Source organism: Desulfofundulus thermobenzoicus (assembly GCF_009428905.1).
GTDB lineage: Bacteria > Bacillota > Desulfotomaculia > Desulfotomaculales > Desulfovirgulaceae > Desulfofundulus_A > Desulfofundulus_A thermobenzoicus.
Genome location: NZ_WHYR01000019.1, coordinates 33,179 through 53,590, shown reverse-complemented (window position 1 = coordinate 53,590; position 20,412 = coordinate 33,179). Strand labels below are relative to the sequence as shown.

General features: G+C 53.3%; 15 protein-coding genes. All 15 read left to right on the top strand.

The window, feature by feature from the left end; all coding sequences use genetic code 11:
• The 15 genes from GFC01_RS08610 (at position 1) to GFC01_RS08540 (ending at position 20,401) form a co-directional block, all read left to right on the top strand.
• A complete protein-coding gene (locus GFC01_RS08610; protein ID WP_152946245.1) occupies positions 1 to 183 on the top strand; it encodes a hypothetical protein in 183 nt (60 codons plus the stop codon).
• Between the two features lie 2 nt (positions 184 to 185).
• Positions 186 to 1,358: a type III-B CRISPR module RAMP protein Cmr1 gene (cmr1, locus tag GFC01_RS08605; protein ID WP_243137382.1), complete on the top strand. Its 1,173-nt coding sequence runs from the start codon at positions 186 to 188 to the stop codon at positions 1,356 to 1,358.
• Complete coding sequence (locus tag GFC01_RS08600; protein WP_152946241.1) at positions 1,355 to 2,629, top strand: ATP-binding protein; 1,275 nt, start codon at positions 1,355 to 1,357, stop codon at positions 2,627 to 2,629. The genes cmr1 and GFC01_RS08600 overlap by 4 nt, the downstream gene beginning before the upstream one ends.
• Complete coding sequence (locus tag GFC01_RS08595; protein ID WP_152946239.1) at positions 2,623 to 3,396, top strand: hypothetical protein; 774 nt, start codon at positions 2,623 to 2,625, stop codon at positions 3,394 to 3,396. Before GFC01_RS08600 ends, GFC01_RS08595 begins: the two co-directional genes overlap by 7 nt.
• A gap of 93 nt (positions 3,397 to 3,489) precedes the next feature.
• Positions 3,490 to 4,635: an RAMP superfamily CRISPR-associated protein gene (locus GFC01_RS08590; protein ID WP_152946237.1), complete on the top strand. Its 1,146-nt coding sequence runs from the start codon at positions 3,490 to 3,492 to the stop codon at positions 4,633 to 4,635.
• Positions 4,628 to 7,765 (top strand): CRISPR-associated protein Csx11, encoded by a 3,138-nt coding sequence (locus tag GFC01_RS08585; protein WP_152946234.1) that lies wholly within the window; start codon positions 4,628 to 4,630, stop codon positions 7,763 to 7,765. Before GFC01_RS08590 ends, GFC01_RS08585 begins: the two co-directional genes overlap by 8 nt.
• Positions 7,762 to 8,880 (top strand): RAMP superfamily CRISPR-associated protein, encoded by a 1,119-nt coding sequence (locus tag GFC01_RS08580; RefSeq protein WP_152946232.1) that lies wholly within the window; start codon positions 7,762 to 7,764, stop codon positions 8,878 to 8,880. Before GFC01_RS08585 ends, GFC01_RS08580 begins: the two co-directional genes overlap by 4 nt.
• Positions 8,880 to 9,317 carry a hypothetical protein gene (locus tag GFC01_RS08575; RefSeq protein ID WP_152946230.1) on the top strand — a complete coding sequence of 146 codons (438 nt, stop codon included), beginning with the start codon at positions 8,880 to 8,882 and terminating at the stop codon, positions 9,315 to 9,317. The genes GFC01_RS08580 and GFC01_RS08575 overlap by 1 nt, the downstream gene beginning before the upstream one ends.
• 3 nt (positions 9,318 to 9,320) lie before the next feature.
• Positions 9,321 to 10,268 carry an RAMP superfamily CRISPR-associated protein gene (locus GFC01_RS08570; protein ID WP_341473851.1) on the top strand — a complete coding sequence of 316 codons (948 nt, stop codon included), beginning with the start codon at positions 9,321 to 9,323 and terminating at the stop codon, positions 10,266 to 10,268.
• A 117-nt stretch (positions 10,269 to 10,385) separates the two neighbouring features.
• Entirely contained in the window at positions 10,386 to 10,541 is a 156-nt protein-coding gene (locus GFC01_RS20310) for a four helix bundle protein (RefSeq protein WP_207707595.1), read from the top strand.
• A 50-nt stretch (positions 10,542 to 10,591) separates the two neighbouring features.
• Positions 10,592 to 13,858, top strand: a complete 3,267-nt coding sequence (locus GFC01_RS08560) for a DNA methyltransferase (protein ID WP_152946226.1) — start codon at positions 10,592 to 10,594, stop codon at positions 13,856 to 13,858.
• 98 nt (positions 13,859 to 13,956) lie between these two features.
• Positions 13,957 to 16,035, top strand: a complete 2,079-nt coding sequence (pglZ, locus tag GFC01_RS08555; RefSeq protein ID WP_152946224.1) for a BREX-3 system phosphatase PglZ — start codon at positions 13,957 to 13,959, stop codon at positions 16,033 to 16,035.
• Positions 16,032 to 16,781 carry a hypothetical protein gene (locus GFC01_RS08550; RefSeq protein WP_152946222.1) on the top strand — a complete coding sequence of 250 codons (750 nt, stop codon included), beginning with the start codon at positions 16,032 to 16,034 and terminating at the stop codon, positions 16,779 to 16,781. The genes pglZ and GFC01_RS08550 overlap by 4 nt, the downstream gene beginning before the upstream one ends.
• Before the next feature lie 167 nt (positions 16,782 to 16,948).
• The gene (locus tag GFC01_RS08545; protein ID WP_152946220.1) at positions 16,949 to 17,914 is read left to right on the top strand and encodes an AAA family ATPase; all 966 of its coding nucleotides are present in this window, start codon (positions 16,949 to 16,951) and stop codon (positions 17,912 to 17,914) included.
• 6 nt (positions 17,915 to 17,920) lie between these two features.
• A complete protein-coding gene (locus tag GFC01_RS08540) occupies positions 17,921 to 20,401 on the top strand; it encodes a S8 family peptidase (RefSeq protein ID WP_341473850.1) in 2,481 nt (826 codons plus the stop codon).
• The last annotated feature ends 11 nt before the right edge of the window (positions 20,402 to 20,412 follow it).

Here is a 20,412-nt window from a genome sequence, read left to right as displayed (position 1 = left end):
ATGATGCCTTCGCTCATCCGTTTGGAAGCCGTCCGCGCCAGCTTCAGAAAAGTATGGCAGGAGCGGGATTATCAAACGATTGTTGCTGTGGCCAGGAAATTTATGGGAAATGTTTTGCCGGATGATCCCAAAATCCTCGTGTGGTACGATCAGACTTTATCTGGAATGGGGGTTGCTTGTTGAAAATGGGTGAACAAAGTTATGAAAGAGGAAAACTGGAGATCCGGCTAAAAGCATTGACCCCTATCTGGACCGGTGGGGTGCAGGGGATTAACGATTGCCTGCGCGAGACGGGAATCGCCGGTTCTTTGCGCTGGTGGTATGAGGCCATCGTGCGGGGCCTTGGTGGAACGGCCTGTGATCCATGCAAACATATTCACGAACTTTACGGAAAAAGCCTGCAGCAATACAAAGAAGCACTCCGGCAGGGAAATAATTGGTGGCAGGCTTTGGACACTGCCGGGTTATGCGATGCCTGTAAAATCTTTGGCACGACAGGATGGAAAAGGCAATTCCAGTTTAAAATACGGGATGAAACCCGGCTTTTGTGGGAACCGCCGCCTGATGCTTTGAATGTGCGCCCGCCGGACCGGACGAGAGGCTGGTTTATGTCGCCGGGAAGGGTTGAACGGGTAGTTCTGCAGTTTACCGGGAAAAATGAAGTTCTTGGCCAGCTGGCGTCCCTTTTCCTCTTTGTTGAAAAATGGGGGACACTGGGCGCTAAACCCCAGTTGGGCTATGGGGTTTTCCAGGTGGAGAACCGGGAGGCGGTCAAGAGCCGGGCGACAAAATGGACGCAAAAGGATAATGGATTACCTGGCGGGGAAGATAATTGTCCGGACCTGCGCCGCTTCGGCTTCTTCCGCTTTCGGTTCCGCCCGGAACGGCAAAACTGGTGGAGCTGGCTGCCGGCCCTGGAGAGGCTGCTGGGAAGAACCGATACGGCAAGGGTGCTGAAGAAAGCTGCTGAAGAGGGGATGGTTCCCGTTTCGCCGGTGTTGAAAAACGAATGGCGCTTTAATTATTGGAAAGGTCCTTTCCGGATTGAGCGCTGGTTGTTCGGAACTTCCTTAGGTAAAGAAAATCGGGTGCGAAGCAAAATCGGCGCCAGTTGGGCTTATAAAAATGGTGATGAATGGGAAGTGCGGGGATGGGTCTGGTTCCCTGAACAGGATAAAGAAAAAAGGCTCATACCGGGAGAATATCATCAACAGATTTGGGAAGCGGTGCGGGATGTGGATTTGTGGTGTGCGGCCCTGAAAGTAAAGAAAGGGGAACTCCAAACGTGGCCGGATGTTGAACTATGGCGAAAGTGGCAGCCTGACGAAGTGTTGAGTTTTTTGGAGGGGCGTCAATGATTGAGAAACTACTCATTCACCGTTTCCGGGGAATTTACAAAGGTCATCTCGAAGATTTCGCCAGGTTTAACCTCCTGGTGGGGCCGAATAACACCGGCAAGTCGGCAGTGCTGGAAATGCTGTATTTGGGCGGAGTGTGCGGGCGCGAATGCGGGCTTGTCGTGGAGGCAACGGGAGACCGCTTCACTGCTGCAGCCCCTTTGGAGAACGATTTTTTAGGCTTCAATCCTTGCTCCCGCCTTTGGGCCCGGCATGGGGAAAAGGAGGAATGGGAGAAATCGCCTGCCACCCTGACGGAAGACGGAACGTTGGTTTACCGTTTACCTTTAGACTACGAAGATTTCCTGCGGGAATTCCGCCTTGTGCCACCCCCCTCTGAAGAAACAGAATACGGGGGTTTTTCCGGGAAGGATAAAAAAAGTATTGCCGCCTTTGCCCTGCCGGGAGCGCCGGAAATTCCCGGTGAGCTCGTCCCTTTCAAAGATGAGATCGAAGGTCTTACCGGATACGTATTTTTATACCAGTGGTATGACCAGTTTGTCCATAAACATAGCGAAAAAGGCCTCTCCACCTGGGCGCTGGGCGGGAAGAGGCCGGATTCCAGGCGGGTCCTGTTTTTTGATTTCCATACCGCCCACGGAAATTTCCAGTCAAGTTTTTTTGAATTTGCCCGGATTCTTCCAGATTGGTACAGGAAAATCGAGAGATCGCTAGGAAAAATTTTCCCTGACATGGCAGGATGCCGGGTGGAAATGGTTCCTGCCGGAGAGAAGGAAATGCGGGGTGAAATCCGGCTTCCCGGTCGCAAGCCGCTTCCCGTTGACGCTTTCGGTGACGGTGCACGCCACGCCTTCAAGGTTCTTGCCGGGCTCGTCGCCCTGGTTGAAGCTGTGGACGAAGAACATCCCGGACTTTTCCTGTGGGAAGATCCGGAACTGTTCATGCACCCCGCTACCCTGGGAAAATTATTGGCCGAAACTATCAACCTGGTAAAGAAGAAACCTGTTCAGGTTTTTATCTCCACCCAGAGCCTGGAAGTGATCGCCTGGTTTGGTAAAATGATCGTAGATAAAAAATTGGAAGCCCAAGCATTGCGAACTTATACCCTGACTCTTTCTAAAGGGGAATTGCAGACGAAAATGCACCGGGGGGAGAACCTCAAGGAGTGGCTGAAGTCGGGCTTCGACCCCCGGTTCCGTGCCGTTTCTGAAGACATGCTTCCCTTTGGTTGGTACCTCCTGACGGATACGGAAGGAGGTCCGTTATGGTAGACATAGCTGTTTTTGCCGAGGGGCCAACAGAATGGCTTGCAGTTCGCAAGTTGTGGAAAAAGGGTATTCTCAAAGAAGCTAATTTATTAGGTAGCCAGAAGAAAAAAGTAGACGATTGGCTAAAAACTGTAGACAAGCTTATTGTTACCAAAGAGGAAGGTATTTTAATAGACCCGCCCTGTTCAAATATACTGTTGCTTTACGACCAGGAACAGGAATCTGAACCGGGTAATGTTTCGCAAAGGATCGCAAAAAATGCCCAAAAAGCTGGTTTATCTTTAATTTTTACTCCCATTCATCCATATGGTAATATTTTTCTTGCTAATGGAAATGAGCTGACGGTATCTCTTCACGTGGCAGATAGGCCCGGACCCGATGGAAACCGAGATTTTGACGGGTATATTATTGATTTACTTGAATCTGCCGGGCCTGAAATTGTTGCTGATTTATTAAATGACAATAAAATGACCATATCTTCCCTTAGAAACAAGGTCCAACATTTACCGGCGAAAGAGGAAACTGTATATTTGCTGGGCAAGGAAGATATCCCGGAGCTTATGAACGAACGCGGCTGGGGCGTGCAACGCTCCAAAACACTGCTTTACTCCTTTATTACTGCAACTCAGATTAACAAATCGCACGTCTGGTTTTCTGAAAAGGTTATTGAAAAAGCCCCTGCAGAAAAATTAAGGCTAGTTTTTGCTCCGCTTATTGCCGCCTGGGATGCTTTGGTGACGATGGCAACTGTGGATGCTTTGCGTGGGTAGCGCTTTTTGGTAGATAACTGAAAAAGGTTTTCCAGCAAGCTGAGCGTAATTTTTGACTGATTGGGCAAATTACCCAAAAGGGGGACAGGCACGGTGAAATATGAATTTCACGCCCTCTACGATTTCGCTTCGGCCGAAAGCCTCGTTCAACAGGAAGCCATTGCCTTTCTATCTGGTTTAATAATCCGGCCGCCGAAGGAGCTTTCCTGTTTCCTGGAGGTGACCGACCACGTTACCCGGGCCGGGCTGCTGGCCCAGGCTCTGGCCACGCCCCATAAGGATCTTGCCCGCGTGGGGCGGGGGCCCAAAAAGCCGGGCGGCCTCCTGGGTCTTTATAGAAGCGAGGAATACCGTCGCTTATTGGAAAGCAGGGTTAAAACGTTGTCATCCCTCGGGCTTGCAACTTTTCCTCCCAATCCTGCCACCTTTCCGCCCGGCTCCTGGACCGTTCAGTTTACCTTTACCCTGCAGGAGCCCTACTTCAGCCGGGATGACACAGATTTTTATGTCCTGGAGAATCCCGTTAAGAAGGAATGGATCTTCAGGGTGCCCTATGTGGCTCCCACCCAGTGGAAAGGGGCTTTGCGGGCGGCAATGGTGCGCCGGCTGGTGGATGGAAAAGAAAACCTTTCCCCTTCAGAATTTGCGCGACGGCGCCTGCGCCTTTCCCTGCTGTTTGGCGGAGAAAAGGGCGAAGAGGTAGACGGCCTGAGCAGTCCGGCCGATTATCTTGATAGAGCAGGGGGTGATGAAGCGGCCCGTCTGTACCGGAAAATGGTGAAGCAGTATTTTCACAGCATGGATGATGAAGATCTGCCTCATCATGCCGGCCGCCTTCATTTCTACCCCACGTATTTCGACTGCCTTGACCTGGAGGTAATCAACCCCCACCCCCGGGACACCGGCGCCGGAGAACTGCCTATCTATTTCGAGTGTGTCCCTGCCGGCGCCGAAGGCACCTTTGCCCTGTTTTACGCTCCTTTCGGGAGATCCGGCAACAGTGAAGCGGAAACCCGGAAAGAGGCGCTGGAGGACCTGCAAATGGTAGCGGAAGGAATCCAGTTCATGATGACCGGTTCCGGTTTCGGCGCCAGGACCTCCAGCGGATTCGGGGTGGCGGAGGAGAGGATCAGGGAAGGTATATATCAGGTCAAGGGACGGAAACCGGCGGAGTTTTCCACCTTGAGCGAGTTGGTTGGGGACGTTAAGAGACAGTTCGAGGTGGAGAAAAATGTATAATCTCGAGGATTTGAAAAAGCGGCGTGAAACTTTATTGCTGGCCGAAGTGGCTGCCTGGCTGCACGATATCGGTAAATTCACCGACCTCCATGTTGAACACGAAACAGGTGGCCCCAGGAAATGGTACAATAAATATGCTTATAAAGCAATTGTGGATGATCCGGCTTCTGTTGTAAAGCTTAGCAAAAAGGCATCAAGTGTTGGAAAACCCCGTAGTTTAAATAGGATCCTAAATGCAAAATCGCCAAAGTCTGCTGATTTCCTGCCGGCTGAAATTAAATCGTTTTTGGAAAACAGAAAAATAGAGATTAAAGGAGAATCATTTACCTTGGCGGAGCTTATCATGCTGGGTACTCCTGGATTCGCCGGATACCAGCACCGCTCCGAACTGGTTGAAAGTAAAAAGGGGTTGCTGCCGGCTTTATTGGGAGTCTGTCACAATGAGGCGCATTATGATAAACAGGAACCCGCAAAGGGGGAGGGAAACCAGAACTTCCCTATTGTACTGCTCAGCACGCCTTTTGGGTATGAGACCAGGACCTTCATTCCTGGCGACACTCGAAATAGCCTAGATGCAAAGTTAAAAAATCTTAATAATCTTTTTCTATTGATAGGCTTGCCTGGATTTGATTTACATACCATGGTCAAAAAAATAGAAGATGAATTAAAAGCCGGTCTGGGTGATACCCGTCGCCCGATTAATGAAGTATCTCTGGCCGGCTGGTCTTCAACCGTCGCGGCCCTGTTTAAATCCGCTTTGTCTCTTGTTGTTCTCGCTGATATACAACCCGAAATTCGTCAACATAAAGACTTAAAAACAATTGACCATGATATTTGCTGGCGCATTCTTCATATTACTGTTAATGGTATTGATTTCTGCGGGAAAGCGCTTCATCTTCCCGATTTATTAGCACGGCGACAGTTTTTAAAAAGTGCTTTGGATAATGTTCGACAGTTATTAGAGACAGATTACCCTTTAGGGAATGAAATTTATCGTGATGAATATGGCAGCGCCTTTGTTGTTCCTGACTTACCGGATAAGGAAAATGACGGAGAAGCATTCAAATCATTGCTTGCAAGCATTATAATAACGGAGTTTGCCAAACTTGGTCTTGATAGTGAAATTACACCAGTATTATGGGTCAGCCGGGCTACCCGGAAAGCGGAAGTGCTTGCAGAATACCTGGACCGGCTTTCTAAAAATCCTCCTTCGATAGAACCTAATTCCCAGATTGTGCGACAGTTTTGGACTGGAGTTCATGAAGAGGCGTGCACTGTTTGCTATAACCGGCCTATAGGCCCTTCTGAAAAAGCTAAAAAGCGCCTGGTTTGCGATATCTGTGAACAGCGCCGGGCCGACCGCGCGCAGGAATGGGCAACGGAAAGGCTTTTCACCACCATCTGGATGGACGAAGTGGCCGACATAAACGGGCGGGTGGCTCTGCTCACCGGACAGTTCGACCTGACCCACTGGCTGGACGGTACACTGGTAAGAACCCTGGCGGTGAGAAATCCTGCAAACGTAAATGACCCTGAAAAAAAGGCTGACGCGGTGGCCAAGAACCCCTCTTTTGCCCGCCTGCGCCGGATCTGGGAAACCACTCGCAAATTCTGGCAGGAAATCCTGCCTGCCGGGGAGGAGCAAAATCCCCGGAACAGCATAACTGGTGAGACAGTTGGTCAGGCGGGGCCGCGACTGGCAATCCAGGGTACCTTAAAACCGAAAAAAGGGGCTGTTAAACCCGGCCCCTACCATGCTTATTCATTGGTGCTTTCAAGCGGTGTGCGCCTGGGTGTGGTCTGGGACGAGCAAAATGAGCGTTTCCTTACCGCCGCCAGCCTGGCCTGCGTCGCCCGCTTATTGGGAGAATCACCACCGGGGCGACGTAACCATGAAGATGAATTGTCTTACCAGCAGCGTCTTCATGAATGGGGGGCGCAGAAAATTAAAAATGCGCTCAAGGAAACTCTTGCCATCGAGGAACCTGCCGGCTATGGCGCGGATAAATTTTGGGGAGAGATTACTGATCTTCACGTCAAGGAAGTTCAGGACAGCACATACACCCCTGTCATTCCCATCCTGGCCGAACCCCGGACTTTTCTGGCCCTGGTGCCGGCCGGGCGGGCCCTGGCGGTGGTCAAGGCCATTAAGGAAAAGTACGAGCGGGAGATGGGGAAGGTCCGCAACCGCCTGCCCTTAAATTTGGGCCTCGTTTATGCCGACCGGCGCACGCCGCTGCGGGCCATTCTGGATGCCGGGCGAAGGATGGTGGAAGGTCTGAAAGATGCGGGGAAAGCGGTTGAAGGCTGGCAGGTAGATTCCGTTGCCGATTTTAAGGGAGAGTTTTCTCCAGACTTTCTCAGGCCTGCAGGCCGGCCCGATCCCCATTTTGCCCGGTGGCGGGAGCTGAAACTGGTCAAAAAGGAGCACACCGCAATCTGGCGGGTGCCGCTCAGAATGGGCGACGGCCAGACAAAAGATGCCTGGTACCCTTATGTTTTTATTGAACAGGCAGCAAAAAAGCCGGCTAATCAACGAAGGCGTTCTTTTTCGGCCCCGAACCCGTGGAAAAACAACGGACCAGGCCAGCTTGTCCATGCTGAAGAATTGGAAGAAGGGGATCTTGTGTTCTTTACTCCCGCCACCCTGGACTGGGTCTGGCTTGATTCGGCGGGACGGCGCTTTGAAGTTGCCTACGATAAGGACGGCGTGTGCCTGGACCCCGCTTTGCAACGGCGTCCATACTTTCTGGATGAACTCGAACTTCTGGAGGAAATTTGGGAAAACCTTTCCAGCCACCTCACCACCACTCAGATTTACGCTCTCCGGGATCTGATCGAGAGAAAGCGCGCAGAGTGGCAAGCAGACAAATCCGAACTGCAAGATGAGGGACCGTTCCGGCAGTTTTGCCTGGACGCCGTGACCTCTGCCCGGTGGCAGAAAGGGAGAGATGGTTGGCGAAAAAACAAATATCCCTGGGACATTGCCGGTAAAGACAAGCCGGAGTGGCTTGTCACCATGGCCGGCCAGGCAGCGCGAGGGTTGCTGGCCGATTGTATTGAGCTTTATCTGCAGATTACGAAAAGCGAAACCCGTAGCCCGTTAAAAATTCAGGAGGTGGAAGGATGAGCCGGGAGAAAAACAAAAAACAATTCTTTGTCTGCCGCTATCTTATGATGACTGTAGACCCGGTCCATATCGGCACCGGCGGTTACCGCCTGGGGCGGGTGGACCTGAGCATTGTCCGGGAGCCGGGGACACGCCTTCCCAAAATTCCCGGCACCAGCTTCAACGGGGCCATCCGTTCTTACGCCGCCTACCGTTACGGCAAGCGCCGGTGCGCCGGACAGGGCCAACCCCGGGAGGGAAATGAAGGCCACTGCGGACGGCCCACCTGCCCTATCTGTTACACCTTCGGGACAGCCCGGGAGGAAGGGGGCGGGTTTAGCGGCGTAGTTTCCATCGGCGACGCCCGCCTCCTGCTCTTCCCCGCTTATTCCATGACCGGACCGGTCTGGGTAAGCACCCGAAACATTCTGGAAGAAGCGGGGTGGAAAGCCGATCCAGTGAATCCGCCTGCAACCACCATGGATTGGGACAGGCCGCTCAACCTGGGGTGGCTGATGATTGAAAAAACAGGGAAAGTGAGCATAGAGCCTCCGGCAGCCTGGCGAAATGTAAAGGAATGGCTGGAGGTCCGGGACCGGATCGTCCTCCTTCCGGAAAAACTCTTTTCCCAGGTGGTAAATTCCAATCTGGAGGTACGCACTTCAGTCAGCATTGACCCCGAAACCGGAGCAGCACAGGAAGGAGCTCTGTTCACTTACGAAGCCATCCCCAGAGCGACGTTCCTCTGGATGGATGTGATTGTGGATGATTACAGGCAGGCATTTCCCAGCCGGCAACGCCTGGACGAATGGAAAAGGATCCTGGAAGGGAAAGACGAGGCAGCGAAAAAGAAATTGCTTGCCAGATGGGGCCTCTGGAAAGAAAATGGCGGGAACGAGGTTCACGACAAGACAGTTGAGAAAGCTTTGGGTTGGGTAAAAAGCGACATAGAGCATTACTCTTCGGGATCATTGCCCCAAAATACCGGTTCCTGGCGTTTTGAGCCCGCTAAAGGCGATGATCGTCCCTCTGACGTGGTTGCCGCCGCCCTGGAGTGGCTGGAACATCTCGGTATCGGCGGCATGGGAACCCGGGGCTTCGGGCGAATCCGGATGATTGGCGGGGAGGTGCGGTGATGAGCGGCGATGTATTAAACCTGGACCTGCTTACCGCCGGTTACGCTCAAGAGATGGTTGAAAAAGCCCGGTGTATGACAGAAGGAGCCAATAAATCCATAGAAGCCCTGGAGCGCCTGGTGACCAAAACATTGGGCGTGCTTCAGGAACAGGGTATTTACGCCATGATATTGTTTCTTCACTCCCGCACCAGCACAGAAAAAGAACTGGCGAAAACTATTCGGGCCAGTTTATTTGGCTTGCTCAGAGAATTACCTGACCTTCAAAATAATGATCAATTTCCGGCAGACGATGCTCAGCCACAGGAAGTACTCAAGTTTTTTAAAGAAAACATTTTAAACGATCTGGATACCCTTCTCCTGATCCGCGATCTGTACGAACAAACGCTGATTTACTCCCGTTACGGAGCAAAGGCGGCTAAAGACAGGGGGGCGTGAAAAATGGGATGGCTGCACTACCGCATCGCTTTCCGCCTGCTTAGCCCCCTGCATGTGGGTCACCGCAAGTCAGGCAATCTAATGCAAACCCGGCGTTACGTACCGGGAAAATCGCTCTGGGGGGCGCTGACCGCCCGCCTGACCCGGGACGCCGGCAGCGGCTTTAAACCAGAGGCTTATGAAGCAATGGGCAGGGTTATTCAATCCTGTTTTCGTTTTGGGTACCTTTACCCGGCTTACTTAGAAACGGAGGTAGATGCACCGGACCCGGAAAATCTGAAACCCTGTTTCCCGTGGGAAAAAGACAAAGTTCCCTTTGATTATTTGTTTCTCGGAAGCTATACCGGCACTGCCGTGGATGAAAGCAGCCGGGGCGCTTTTGCCGGCAGCCTGCACGAAACGGAATTCATCTCTCCGCATACACGTCCTGTACGGGATAATTCCCTGAGCTTTCCCGTTTACCTGGTAGGAGATTTATGGGTGAAAAAAACGCCGGGAGAAATCGAAAACCACCTGAAGGAATTTCCTGAGGCACTGCGAAGCATGGTAATGAATGCAACCAGCGGGTGGGAGAATGTATTGGATAAACTTCAATTGGGCGGAGAGCAGAAGTACGGATGGGGTTTGGTCAGGCTAATCGCCAAAAAAGAAACGGAAAAACTTATTCATCCAGGCTGGCAATGGGTTAAAAGCGATGAGGGAGAAGTCGTGCTGGTCGCAAAGGAAGACGAAGCCCCTTTGCTTGCCCACGCCCTGGCAACAGAGGAAGGATCTTACCGGCAGTTAATTCCGGTTCGAGGACCCATCGAACCGGTGGTTAGCCGGGAAACCCGTAAAGAAGGTTTCGGCGCTTTCCTTCCTCCCGCCCTCATCTGCTGGGAACCGGGTGGCAAAGTCAAACAAAACCAAAAAATGCGCGTAGAAGAAAACGGTATCTGGAAGCCGGTTTAACAGAGGATGAGAAAAGAACATTAAGAAATCACGATCAGGACATTTGTCCGGCTAAAAAGCTTATGAGAGCGGCAAAAATTGAGAAGTTTGAGGATATAGAAGCCCGGCAGGAAGCTCGTGGATTGGCTAAAGCGGTTCGGGGATAGTGCCTTTTCCCGTGACGTTGTTCTCCGCGATCAAATCCGTAGAGCAGTTGTTTCCGTTATGTCAAATATAGCGGAAGGTTTCGACCGGAGCAGGAACCGGGAGTTCATCTATTTTCTTTTTGATTGATGACTTCATCCGTTATTTATCAGGTTCAAAAAAGAAGGAGCCAGGAATAAATGAAACAACTCTCCCTGTTTAACCCGGAACTCGAAACTCACAACTCGGAACGAAATTCGGTGGAGTGTCTGGGGATGACCTTCGCCAGCGATGAAGAACGGCGGAATTATTTTCTGGAAAAGCTCCGCGCCGGGCTCGAAGAGCTGCAAGAAAAGCTGGGGGGTGTCCCTTTTACCGGTGTTGAGGACACCGTGACGCGCCTGAAGTCTTTTCAGCACTGGCCCTTTGGTGATGAAGAGCGCATCCGGGAACTGGCCGCGCGCATCGCCGCTGCCGCCCGCGCGGCCCGGGGAAAGGAGCCGGCATCCTGCGACCTGCTCAGCCTCTACAAGGACGAGGCCGGCTTTCCCCACGGGAAGATGGAGGACATCCTGGCCCTGTCCGACCCGCCGTATTACACTGCCTGCCCGAACCCGTTCATTGAAGATTTCATCAGGTGTTACGGCAGGCCCTACAACCCCGCTGCGGACGACTACCGCCGGGAACCCTTTGCGGCGGATGTGAGCGAGGGGAAGAACGACCCCATCTACAACGCCCACTCCTACCACACTAAGGTGCCACACAAGGCGATTATGCGCTATATCTTACATTATACGGAACCGGGGGATATTGTTTTTGACGGCTTCTGCGGGACGGGGATGACCGGCGTGGCGGCCCAGCTATGCGGCGACAGGGCCACGGTGGAGTCCCTGGGTTACATGGTGGATGAAAATGGCATCGTTTATCAACAGGAAACGCAGGAAGGAACAGACGGGAAAGCCAGGACATTCTGGAGGCCCTTCTCGAAGCTGGGGGCGCGCCGGGCCGTATTGAACGACCTTTCGCCCGCCGCCACTTTCATTGCCTACAACTATAACACGCCGGTGGATGTGGAGGCTTTTGAACGCGAAGCCCGGCGCATTCTTGCCGAAGTAGAGGATGAGTGCGGCTGGATGTATGCTACGCTGGTTGCTGGTTCGGAGCTGCGGGCTGCGGATTCGGAGCTGGCAGTTGCGAGTCCAGCGTTGCGAGCTACGGGTTTGGAGTTGCCGGTTTCCGGTTCCGGGGCGGGAGACGATTGTTCGGCGGAGGCCGAAGTAAACAGGCTGGCAGAGATGATTCGCCATGCCGGATCCGCCGCCGATGTCCGCATACTGATCCACCGGCTCCGGACTGATGGCTCCAAACCCGGAACTCATAACCCGATACTCGGAACCATCAACTATACCGTCTGGTCCGATGTTTTCGTCTGCCCGGAATGCGCCCGGGAGGTGGTCTTCTGGGAAGCGGCGGTGGATAAGGATGCGGGCAGGGTTCATGACGAATTTCCCTGCCCCCACTGCACCGCCCGGCTCACCAAGCGCCGCCTGGAAAGGGCCTGGGTGACGCGGTTTGACAAAGCCGTCGGCGAAACCGTCCGCCAGGCCAAGCAGGTGCCCGTGTTGATCAACTATTCCGTGGGCAATAAGCGTTACGAGAAGAAGCCCGATGCCTTTGACCTGGCCCTGATTGAGAAAATTGAGGAATTCGATATACCGTACTGGTTTCCCACCGACCGGATGCCTGAGGGCTATAATACCCAGCAGCCGATTATTTCGCACGGTTTTACCCATGTGCATCATTTTTATACAAAGCGGAATTTGTGGGTGCTGGGGGTGCTTTATACTGGTGCGGAGCATTCCTCCTTGAAAGGTCTGTGTAAATTTTTTATTCAGTACGCCTGCCTGGGTTTTTGTAAGCTATCCAGGTATGTTCCAACGCATTTTTCGCAGGTTAACCAATATCTAAGCGGGACACTTTACATCGGATCGCAACAAGTGGAGGTTTCACCCGAGTACATTTTATCAGGAAAACTTGTAAGAATGATCAACCGAGAGCTAAGAAGAAATACATTGTCACAGGTAATGCATAGTATTTCAGATGTTTCAACTAACGGCCTTCCCTCTTCGTGTATTGATTACATTTTCACTGACCCGCCCTTTGGCGGCAACCTGATGTATTCAGAACTCAATTTCCTCTGGGAAGCCTGGCTCAGGGTTTTCACCAATAACAGGCCCGAAGCCATCGAGAACAAAGTGCAGGGTAAGGGGCCTGTGGAATACCAGCAGCTCATGACCCGCTGCTTTCAGGAATATTACCGTGTGCTCAAACCGGGCCGCTGGATGACGGTGGAATTCCACAATTCCAAAAACAGGGTGTGGAACGCCATCCAGGAGGCGCTCCAGGCCGCGGGCTTTGTGGTTGCCGATGTGCGGACGCTGGATAAAAAACAGGGTACATTCAAGCAAGTGACAGCGGCGGGAGCGGTCAAGCAGGACATTATTATTTCCGCATATAAGCCCAACGGCGGCCTGGAGCAGCGGTTTAAACTGACGGCCGGCACCGAAGAAGGCGTCTGGGATTTTGTCCGCTCCCACTTAAAGCAATTGCCCGTATTTGTGGCCAGGGACGACAAGGCCGAGGTCATTGCCGAGCGGCTCAACTACATGCTTTTCGACCGCATGGTTTCCTTCCATGTCCGGCACGGTGTGACCGTACCGCTTTCGGCGGCGGAGTTCTACCAGGGGCTGGTCCAGCGTTTCCCCGAGCGGGACGGCATGTACTTCCTGCCGGACCAGGCGGCGGAATACGACCGGAAGCGCATGACCGTAAGGGAGGTCCTGCAGCTGCAATTATATGTCACCGACGAGGCCTCGGCCATCCAGTGGCTCAAACAGCAGCTCACCAGGAAGCCCCAGACTTTCCAGGAACTTTTCCCGCAGTTCCTCCGGGAAATCGGCGGCTGGCAGAAGCACGAGAAGCCCCTGGAGTTAAAGGAACTGCTGGAGCAGAACTTTCTGGTATACAACGAAAAAGGCCCCATCCCGCCCCAGCTCGTCTCCTGGATGAAGCAGAGCGAGAAGCTGCGCGGTATTATCCAGGCGGAAATAGCCGCCGGCCGGGCGGTGGAGGATAACGGCCGGCTGGAAACCGGCAACCCGGAACTCCTTCGCGCGGCAAAGGACCGCTGGTACGTACCCGACCCCAACAAAGCGGGCGATCTGGAAAAGCTACGCGAGCGGGCCCTGTTGCGGGAGTTCGAGGAGTACAGGGCCTCATCCCAGCGCCGCCTCAGGGTGTTCCGCCTGGAGGCGGTGCGCGCCGGTTTCAAAAAGGCCTGGCAGGAGAAGGATTATATCACAATCATTACTGTAGCCCGCAAGATCCCGGAGAATGTCCTCCAGGAAGACCCGAAACTGCTCATGTGGTACGACCAGGCGGTGACCAGAATGGGGGAGGATGGGTAACCATGTCAAGTCTTCGTTTATTGAGGTATTGTCTGTCGGATAAGGCGGCCGGTCGGAACGACTTTTATTAATTGTGATAGTTCAATAAGGAGACACCCATGACCAGCTGGCGCGATCACATTCTTCAGGAATTCACCCCCGGCGTGGCCCGGCTTACCCTGGTGGCCGACCCGGACGGCCTTCTGCTGGAGGAAGGGATCCTGGAGGGCATCCGCGGGCGGGGCTTTGAAGTAATCCCCTTCGAGGATCCCGTTTCCTTCCGTTATACCTACGAATCCGGATTCCGTTCCCGCTGGGACCGGGGTGAGGAGACGGACCTGGTGGTTTTGTTGCGGTCCGGGGAAGGGGATCTGGACTCTTTGCCGTATGATCTGCTTCAGGTGGGCCGCAAACTTTATTTCAGTCTCGGGGAAATTTTTCCCCACCTGAGCTACCCGGTGGTGGCCGCCCTGGACCGGGGGGACATGGATGCCCTGTATGAGGCCCAGGAAAAATACGCGCCCGGTCAGCTCGGCGATAACGCCACGAAGGAATTCATCCTCCGCCATGTCTTTGAGATCACGCCGGAGTTCATCAAAGAGCCGAAGGACCTGCTCCGGGTGCTTCTCCGCCGCCACTACCGCGGGCAGCGCGTACCGGCGGTTATCGATGAGCGGTTCGTTCAACTGTTGCGGCAGAATGATGCTTTTCACTGCTGGCCGCTGGAAACCATCGTCCCGGACCGGGAGAACTTTTTCGCCTTCCTGCAGGAACGCTGGCCGCTGTTTCTCGATCGACTGGCCGGGGAAGGGCTGGCCCGTGCACGGGAAACCGGGGAACCTTACGGGCTGGCATTTGCCGGCCCCTTGGACCTGCCCTTTGACGACGGGGATGTCCGGGTCTATCTCGACAACCTGTTCCTTGAACGGCTGCTCCAGCCCCTGCCCCATAAGGCTGCAGGGGCCCTGTCCGGGACCTGGGCGGGCATTGGCGTGCGCACCGATCCCGCGGGGGACAGGTTGCGCCGCCTGGCCGGGTTGATGAAAAATCTCCGTTCGTCCATTCCGGCCGGAAATGCAAGGCACAGGGACTGGTTGCGTTTCGCCCGGGGGTGGGCGGAATTGACCGCACTGATCCACGGGCTGGGGGAAGTAAATGATAGTGCCGGTACAGGGGAAAACCGGGATTTCAGGGAACTGCAATCACAGGTGGATGCCGCCTTTACCGCCTGGCTGGCCGGGCGCTATGCGGGATTGGGCAATTTGCCGCCGGCGCCTCCGGTTATGCTTCATCACGTTCCGCGTTATCTGGCCCGTTATCTGGAAGAGAATCCGCAAGGAAAAATAGCGTTGCTTGTGCTGGACGGGCTTTCTCTCGACCAGTGGATTACCCTTCGGGAGGCGCTGACATTAAGGCGGCATGATCTCCGCTTCCGTGAAAACACCGTTTTTGCCTGGATTCCCACCATTACAGCGGTCTGCCGGCAGGCCGTGTTCGCCGGCCGGCCGCCCGTCCTGTATCCGGACAGCATCCATACCACCGACCGGGAGCCTGCGCTGTGGGCGCAGTTCTGGGTGGATCAGGGGCTGACCCAAAATAATGTTGTTTACGCCAGGGGATTGGGGGATGGTACACTGCAGAACGTCATGGATCTGCTTTCCAAACCCGGGGTGAGAGTCGCCGGGCTGGTCGTCGACAAGGTGGATAAAATCATGCATGGTATGGAACTGGGCACCGCCGGCATGCATAACCAGGTGCGCCAGTGGGCCCGGCAGCCATACCTGACGGATCTGCTGGAGTTTTTGCTGGAGCGGGGATTCCAGGTTTTTCTGACTTCTGACCACGGCAATATCGAGGCCGGTGGATGCGGCCGCCCGGCGGAAGGGGCGGTGGCCGACCTGCGCGGGGAGCGGGTGCGCGTTTTTGCGGACGCCCTGTTACGCGATCAGGTGCACGGCCGGTTCCCGGAAGCCCTGAAATGGCCGCCGGTGGGCCTGCCCGAAAACTATCTACCTCTTATTGCCCCGGCCAGACAGGCTTTTGTACGCCGGGGCGAGCGGGTGGTCTGTCATGGTGGCCTTTCCATCGAGGAGGTCATCGTCCCGCTGGTGCAAATCGAAAAGTTGCCCGCCGGATCTACCTGCGTCCCCGTAAATACGGCCGGGACACCTGCGGCCGGAGGAAGGGGAATGGAATGAACCTCCGCACAGATCAAATCGGCTTCAGCCAGCGGGTCCGCCTGGAGTGGCTTGAGCAAACGGCCGGGCTCGTCCTGGACGGTAATGATCGCTCCACCATATTCGCAGCGCTGGAGGATCTTTTAAAGGATAAGGTTTCCATTGGCGGCACCGCCGTGCGGGGCAACCGGGAAAAGATTATTACGATTCTTATGAAGGTCTGGTTCAACGCACCACGGGAACTTGAATCCCTGCGCATTGACGGGCTCCAGCTGATCAGGCGCCTTCCCTGTAACCATCATCTGGCGGTTCACTGGGGGATGATCATGGCCGTTTACCCGTTCTGGGGGGCCGTGGCGGCCTGCACCGGCCGTTTCCTCAAGCTGCAGGGTACGGCCGCGGCGGCCCACGTGCAGCGGCGGCTGCGGGAACATTACGGGGAACGGGAGACGGTATCCAGAGCGGCGCGGCGCGTGCTGCGCTCTTACGTGGACTGGGGGGTGCTCAAAGAGTCCGGTACGAAAGGTGTCTACAGTCAGGGAATGTCCTTGATGATAGAAAATCCCGGCCTTTTTGCCTGGTTGATCGAGGCCTTTCTGCATACATTGCCCGGTGGCCGGGCGCCGTTGAAAACTGTCCTGGAAAGTCCGGGGCTGTTTCCGTTTCGCTTTCAGCCGGCGGCCGCAGATGGCGCTCTGGCCGCATCTTCCCGGTTGGAGGTGTTACGCCTGGGGCTGGACGAGGAACTGGTAATGTTGCGGGATTAGTCAGAAATAATTAGCTGGCCCGCAAGATCTCGGAGAATGTCCTCCAGGAAGACCCGAAACTGCTGATGTGGTACGACCAGGCGTTGACGCGAATGGGGGAGGAATAACGACAAGAAACGTCTGAATAAAACCTGGATATAATGAAACGGAAGGGAGGCTGAAACGAAATGGCCACGGCTGAACAGATAAAGGCGCTGATTCGCTCACACTTGAACGAAGAACAGGAACAATTTATCACCACGGCTTTGCAGGTAGCGGCGCACGAAGCGCGCCACGGGCATACCGAACTCGCACATGAGATACGCCAACTGGTGGACAGAGCAAAATCAAAACCGGCGGTTGTCATAAAATTCCCAAATGAACTAAGTGGGTTAATTATTTCGGAAAAACCGGCGGTGCCTCTGGAGGCTCTGGTTTTGAGCAAGGATATGAAGGCCAGAGTTGAGCGAATCATCCTGGAATTCCGCCAGCAAAACAAACTTAAAAGCCATGGCCTTACCCATAGACGCAAGATTTTGCTCTCCGGAGCACCAGGAACTGGCAAAACCATGACCGCCAAAGTGCTCGCTTCTGAATTAAAGCAACCCCTTCACATGGTTCAGATGGATCGTATGGTAACAAAATTTATGGGGGAAACCAGCGCTAAACTGAGGCAGATTTTCGATCATATACGGGAAGTGCCCGGGGTATATCTCTTTGATGAATTTGACGCTATTGGTGGAGAGCGGAGCCTGGAAAATGACGTGGGTGAGATGCGCCGTGTTTTGAATGCCTTTCTGCAATTCATTGAGAACGACCCTTCTGATAACCTGATTGTGGCGGCTACGAATAATCCACGCCTGCTTGACCGGGCGCTGTTTAGACGATTTGATGATGTGCTCCATTACGACCTGCCAGGAAAGGAAGAACGATCGCGTTTGATTGCAAACTTGCTGGGTACTTATTATAATAAGAATTTCTCACTGAAAAAAGCAGTCGATGTGGCTTCGGGACTAAGCCACGCAGAAATCGACCGGGCTTGTCGGGATGCCATTAAATTGGCCGTTTTGCAAAGCAAAAACCGTGTTACCCTCAAAAGTTTAACGGAGTTGCTAAATGAGAGGCAGGAGGCATACCAGATCAGGGGGGAATAGGTAGTCGTGGCGGGGGAACGGTTTCGACATCTTTTTCTGGTTGATCATCCTGGTATAGAACCATTTACCAGTCCGTCTTCAGGCGGGACGAAAAAGCGGATACCCTCTCGAAATCGGCAGACACATAGTGAATACTTGATGCAAAGATTCATTGAGGCCTGGCAGGAAGCTGAGGCCGAGCAGGCTGTACATCATGTAGATCGGAATGGAGTTTATATTGAATTTAAAAGCGATCTCGGTGCCGATCTCGTTATCAAAAGCTTGGAAGACTTGCGTTCGAAAAAAGTGCGCCTGCTAAATGTACGCACTGAAGGGGAAGGGGATGAGCGTGTTACTTATGCCACCGTCTACGTGGCGCATGAGAAAAAGCGTCATTTCTTGAAAAAGATCGAAGAGTACGCATTACAAGTTACTCCAGGTGGAAAGCCTAAGAATGCTGATCTGGTGAACAGTATTGCCGACCTGCGCAAAGCGCTTTTAGTCGAATCCTTCTGGCAGGATAACCGGGATTTGATGCCTGCCGGTGAAAAAGCCTGGTGTGAAGTGTGGTTGAGCAGTGATAGGGATGAAGTCCGTCAGCGTTTCGAGGCTTTGCTTGAACGTGAAGGGATAAAAGCCACCAGTGGTTTTATTCGATTTCCCGAAAGAACGGTCAAGGTTATCCTGGCGAACAGACAGGATCTGGAGAGGTTGACTGCTATTTCAGACGATATTGCGGAGTACCGCCGGGCAAAGGACACGGCTGCCTTTTGGTTGCGGATGGAGAATCGCGAGCAGGCGGAATGGGTGCGTGATTTACTCGGACGCATTCAGGTTGAAAGTGATTCAAGGGTTGCGGTCTGTATTCTTGATACCGGGGTTAATAATGGACACCCACTTCTACAGCCGGTATTAAAAGATGAAGACTGTCTGACAGTGAATCCGGTTTGGGGTATAGATGATCATGATGGGCATGGAACTCTCATGGCTGGAATTGTAGCTTACGGGGATTTAACTGATTGCCTGGCTAAACAAGAAGCCATTCGGCTAAGGCACTCCCTTGAATCCGTTAAAATCCTTCCCCGCCCGCCAGCGCAAAACGCTCAAGAATTGTGGGGTTTTATTACCGCACAGGGTGTGAGCAGAGCTGAAATTCAGGCAGTCGGTAGAAAACGCATATTTTGCCTGGCGGTATCGGCAACGGATACAAGGGACAGAGGTCGTCCCAGTTCCTGGTCCGCCAGGCTCGATCAACTGTCATCGGGAGCGGATGACGATTTAAAGCGCCTTTTCATTGTTTGTGCGGGAAACGTGAGTGATTTGAATGCTGCGTTAAATTACCCGGATGCTCAATTGACCGATTCCATTCATGATCCCGGACAGGCGTGGAATGTTTTAACTGTTGGAGCCTACACGGAATTGGACGAAATCCGGGATCCGGCGCTAAATGGTTTTGTTCCTCTTGTACGTTCGGGAGAGCTCTCTCCGTTCACGACGACATCCTTTACCTGGGATAACAGGTGGCCAATCAAGCCGGAGATCGTCATGGAGGGAGGTAATCTGGCACATGATGGACAGGGTTTTTATGATGAAAGCGATGATCTTTCTCTTCTTTCCACGTATCGCGATCCGGCAACACGTTACTTCTACGGTTTCAATATGACCAGTGCCTCTACGGCCCAGGCAGCATGGTTGGCCGCCCAGATTCAAAATGAATATCCTGACATCTGGCCGGAGACCGTACGTGCCCTGATAGTACATTCAGCTGAATGGACGGAGGCGCTTAAAGCACGATTTTTGCCGGATCAATCAAAAACTTCCTGGGCAAGGCTCCTTCGTATCTGTGGATATGGCGTGCCTAGCCTCGAACGAGCACTTTACAGTGCTTCGAATTCACTTACTCTAATTGCGCAAGAGGAAATTCAACCTTTTGACAGAAAGAAAAATGGATCAGGTTATAAAACCAGAGAAATGCATCTTTATGAACTGCCTTGGCCAAAAGAAGTATTAATTGCGTTACCAGATAACGTGCAGGTACAAATGCGTATTACTCTCTCCTATTTTATTGAGCCCGGTCCGGGGGAGATTGGCTGGAAGGATCGTTACCGCTATGCCTCCCATGCACTGCGCTTCGATGTTAAGTCTCCAAATGAAAGGACAAAGGATTTTCTCAGGCGTATTAATGCTGCGGTCCGCGCGGAGGAAGAAGGGCATCCCGGAACAAAAAGTGCATCGGATCACTGGGTGATAGGGGCCAACGGCCGGAATAAAGGTTCAATTCATTCGGACATATGGCTGGGTACGGCCGCGGAACTTGCTGCTTCAAACGTGATCGCCGTTTATCCTGTCACTGGATGGTGGCGTGAAAGAGCTTACCTGGGCCGGTGGAACCGCCGGAGCCGTTACAGTCTAATCGTTTCGATTTCGACAACTGAGGAAAATATAGATATTTACACCCCTGTGGCCAATAAACTTGGTATTTCGGTACCGGTAGCTGTTAATGCTTAACTAATATCACT

Coding starts and splice junctions, on each gene's coding strand:
- GFC01_RS08610 (WP_152946245.1), top strand. CDS start 1: ATGATGCCTTCGCTCATCCGTTTGGAAGCCGTCCGCGCCAGCTTCAGA.
- cmr1 (WP_243137382.1), top strand. CDS start 186: ATGGGTGAACAAAGTTATGAAAGAGGAAAACTGGAGATCCGGCTAAAA.
- GFC01_RS08600 (WP_152946241.1), top strand. CDS start 1,355: ATGATTGAGAAACTACTCATTCACCGTTTCCGGGGAATTTACAAAGGT.
- GFC01_RS08595 (WP_152946239.1), top strand. CDS start 2,623: ATGGTAGACATAGCTGTTTTTGCCGAGGGGCCAACAGAATGGCTTGCA.
- GFC01_RS08585 (WP_152946234.1), top strand. CDS start 4,628: ATGTATAATCTCGAGGATTTGAAAAAGCGGCGTGAAACTTTATTGCTG.
- GFC01_RS08580 (WP_152946232.1), top strand. CDS start 7,762: ATGAGCCGGGAGAAAAACAAAAAACAATTCTTTGTCTGCCGCTATCTT.
- GFC01_RS08575 (WP_152946230.1), top strand. CDS start 8,880: ATGAGCGGCGATGTATTAAACCTGGACCTGCTTACCGCCGGTTACGCT.
- GFC01_RS08570 (WP_341473851.1), top strand. CDS start 9,321: ATGGGATGGCTGCACTACCGCATCGCTTTCCGCCTGCTTAGCCCCCTG.
- GFC01_RS08560 (WP_152946226.1), top strand. CDS start 10,592: ATGAAACAACTCTCCCTGTTTAACCCGGAACTCGAAACTCACAACTCG.
- pglZ (WP_152946224.1), top strand. CDS start 13,957: ATGACCAGCTGGCGCGATCACATTCTTCAGGAATTCACCCCCGGCGTG.
- GFC01_RS08550 (WP_152946222.1), top strand. CDS start 16,032: ATGAACCTCCGCACAGATCAAATCGGCTTCAGCCAGCGGGTCCGCCTG.
- GFC01_RS08545 (WP_152946220.1), top strand. CDS start 16,949: ATGGCCACGGCTGAACAGATAAAGGCGCTGATTCGCTCACACTTGAAC.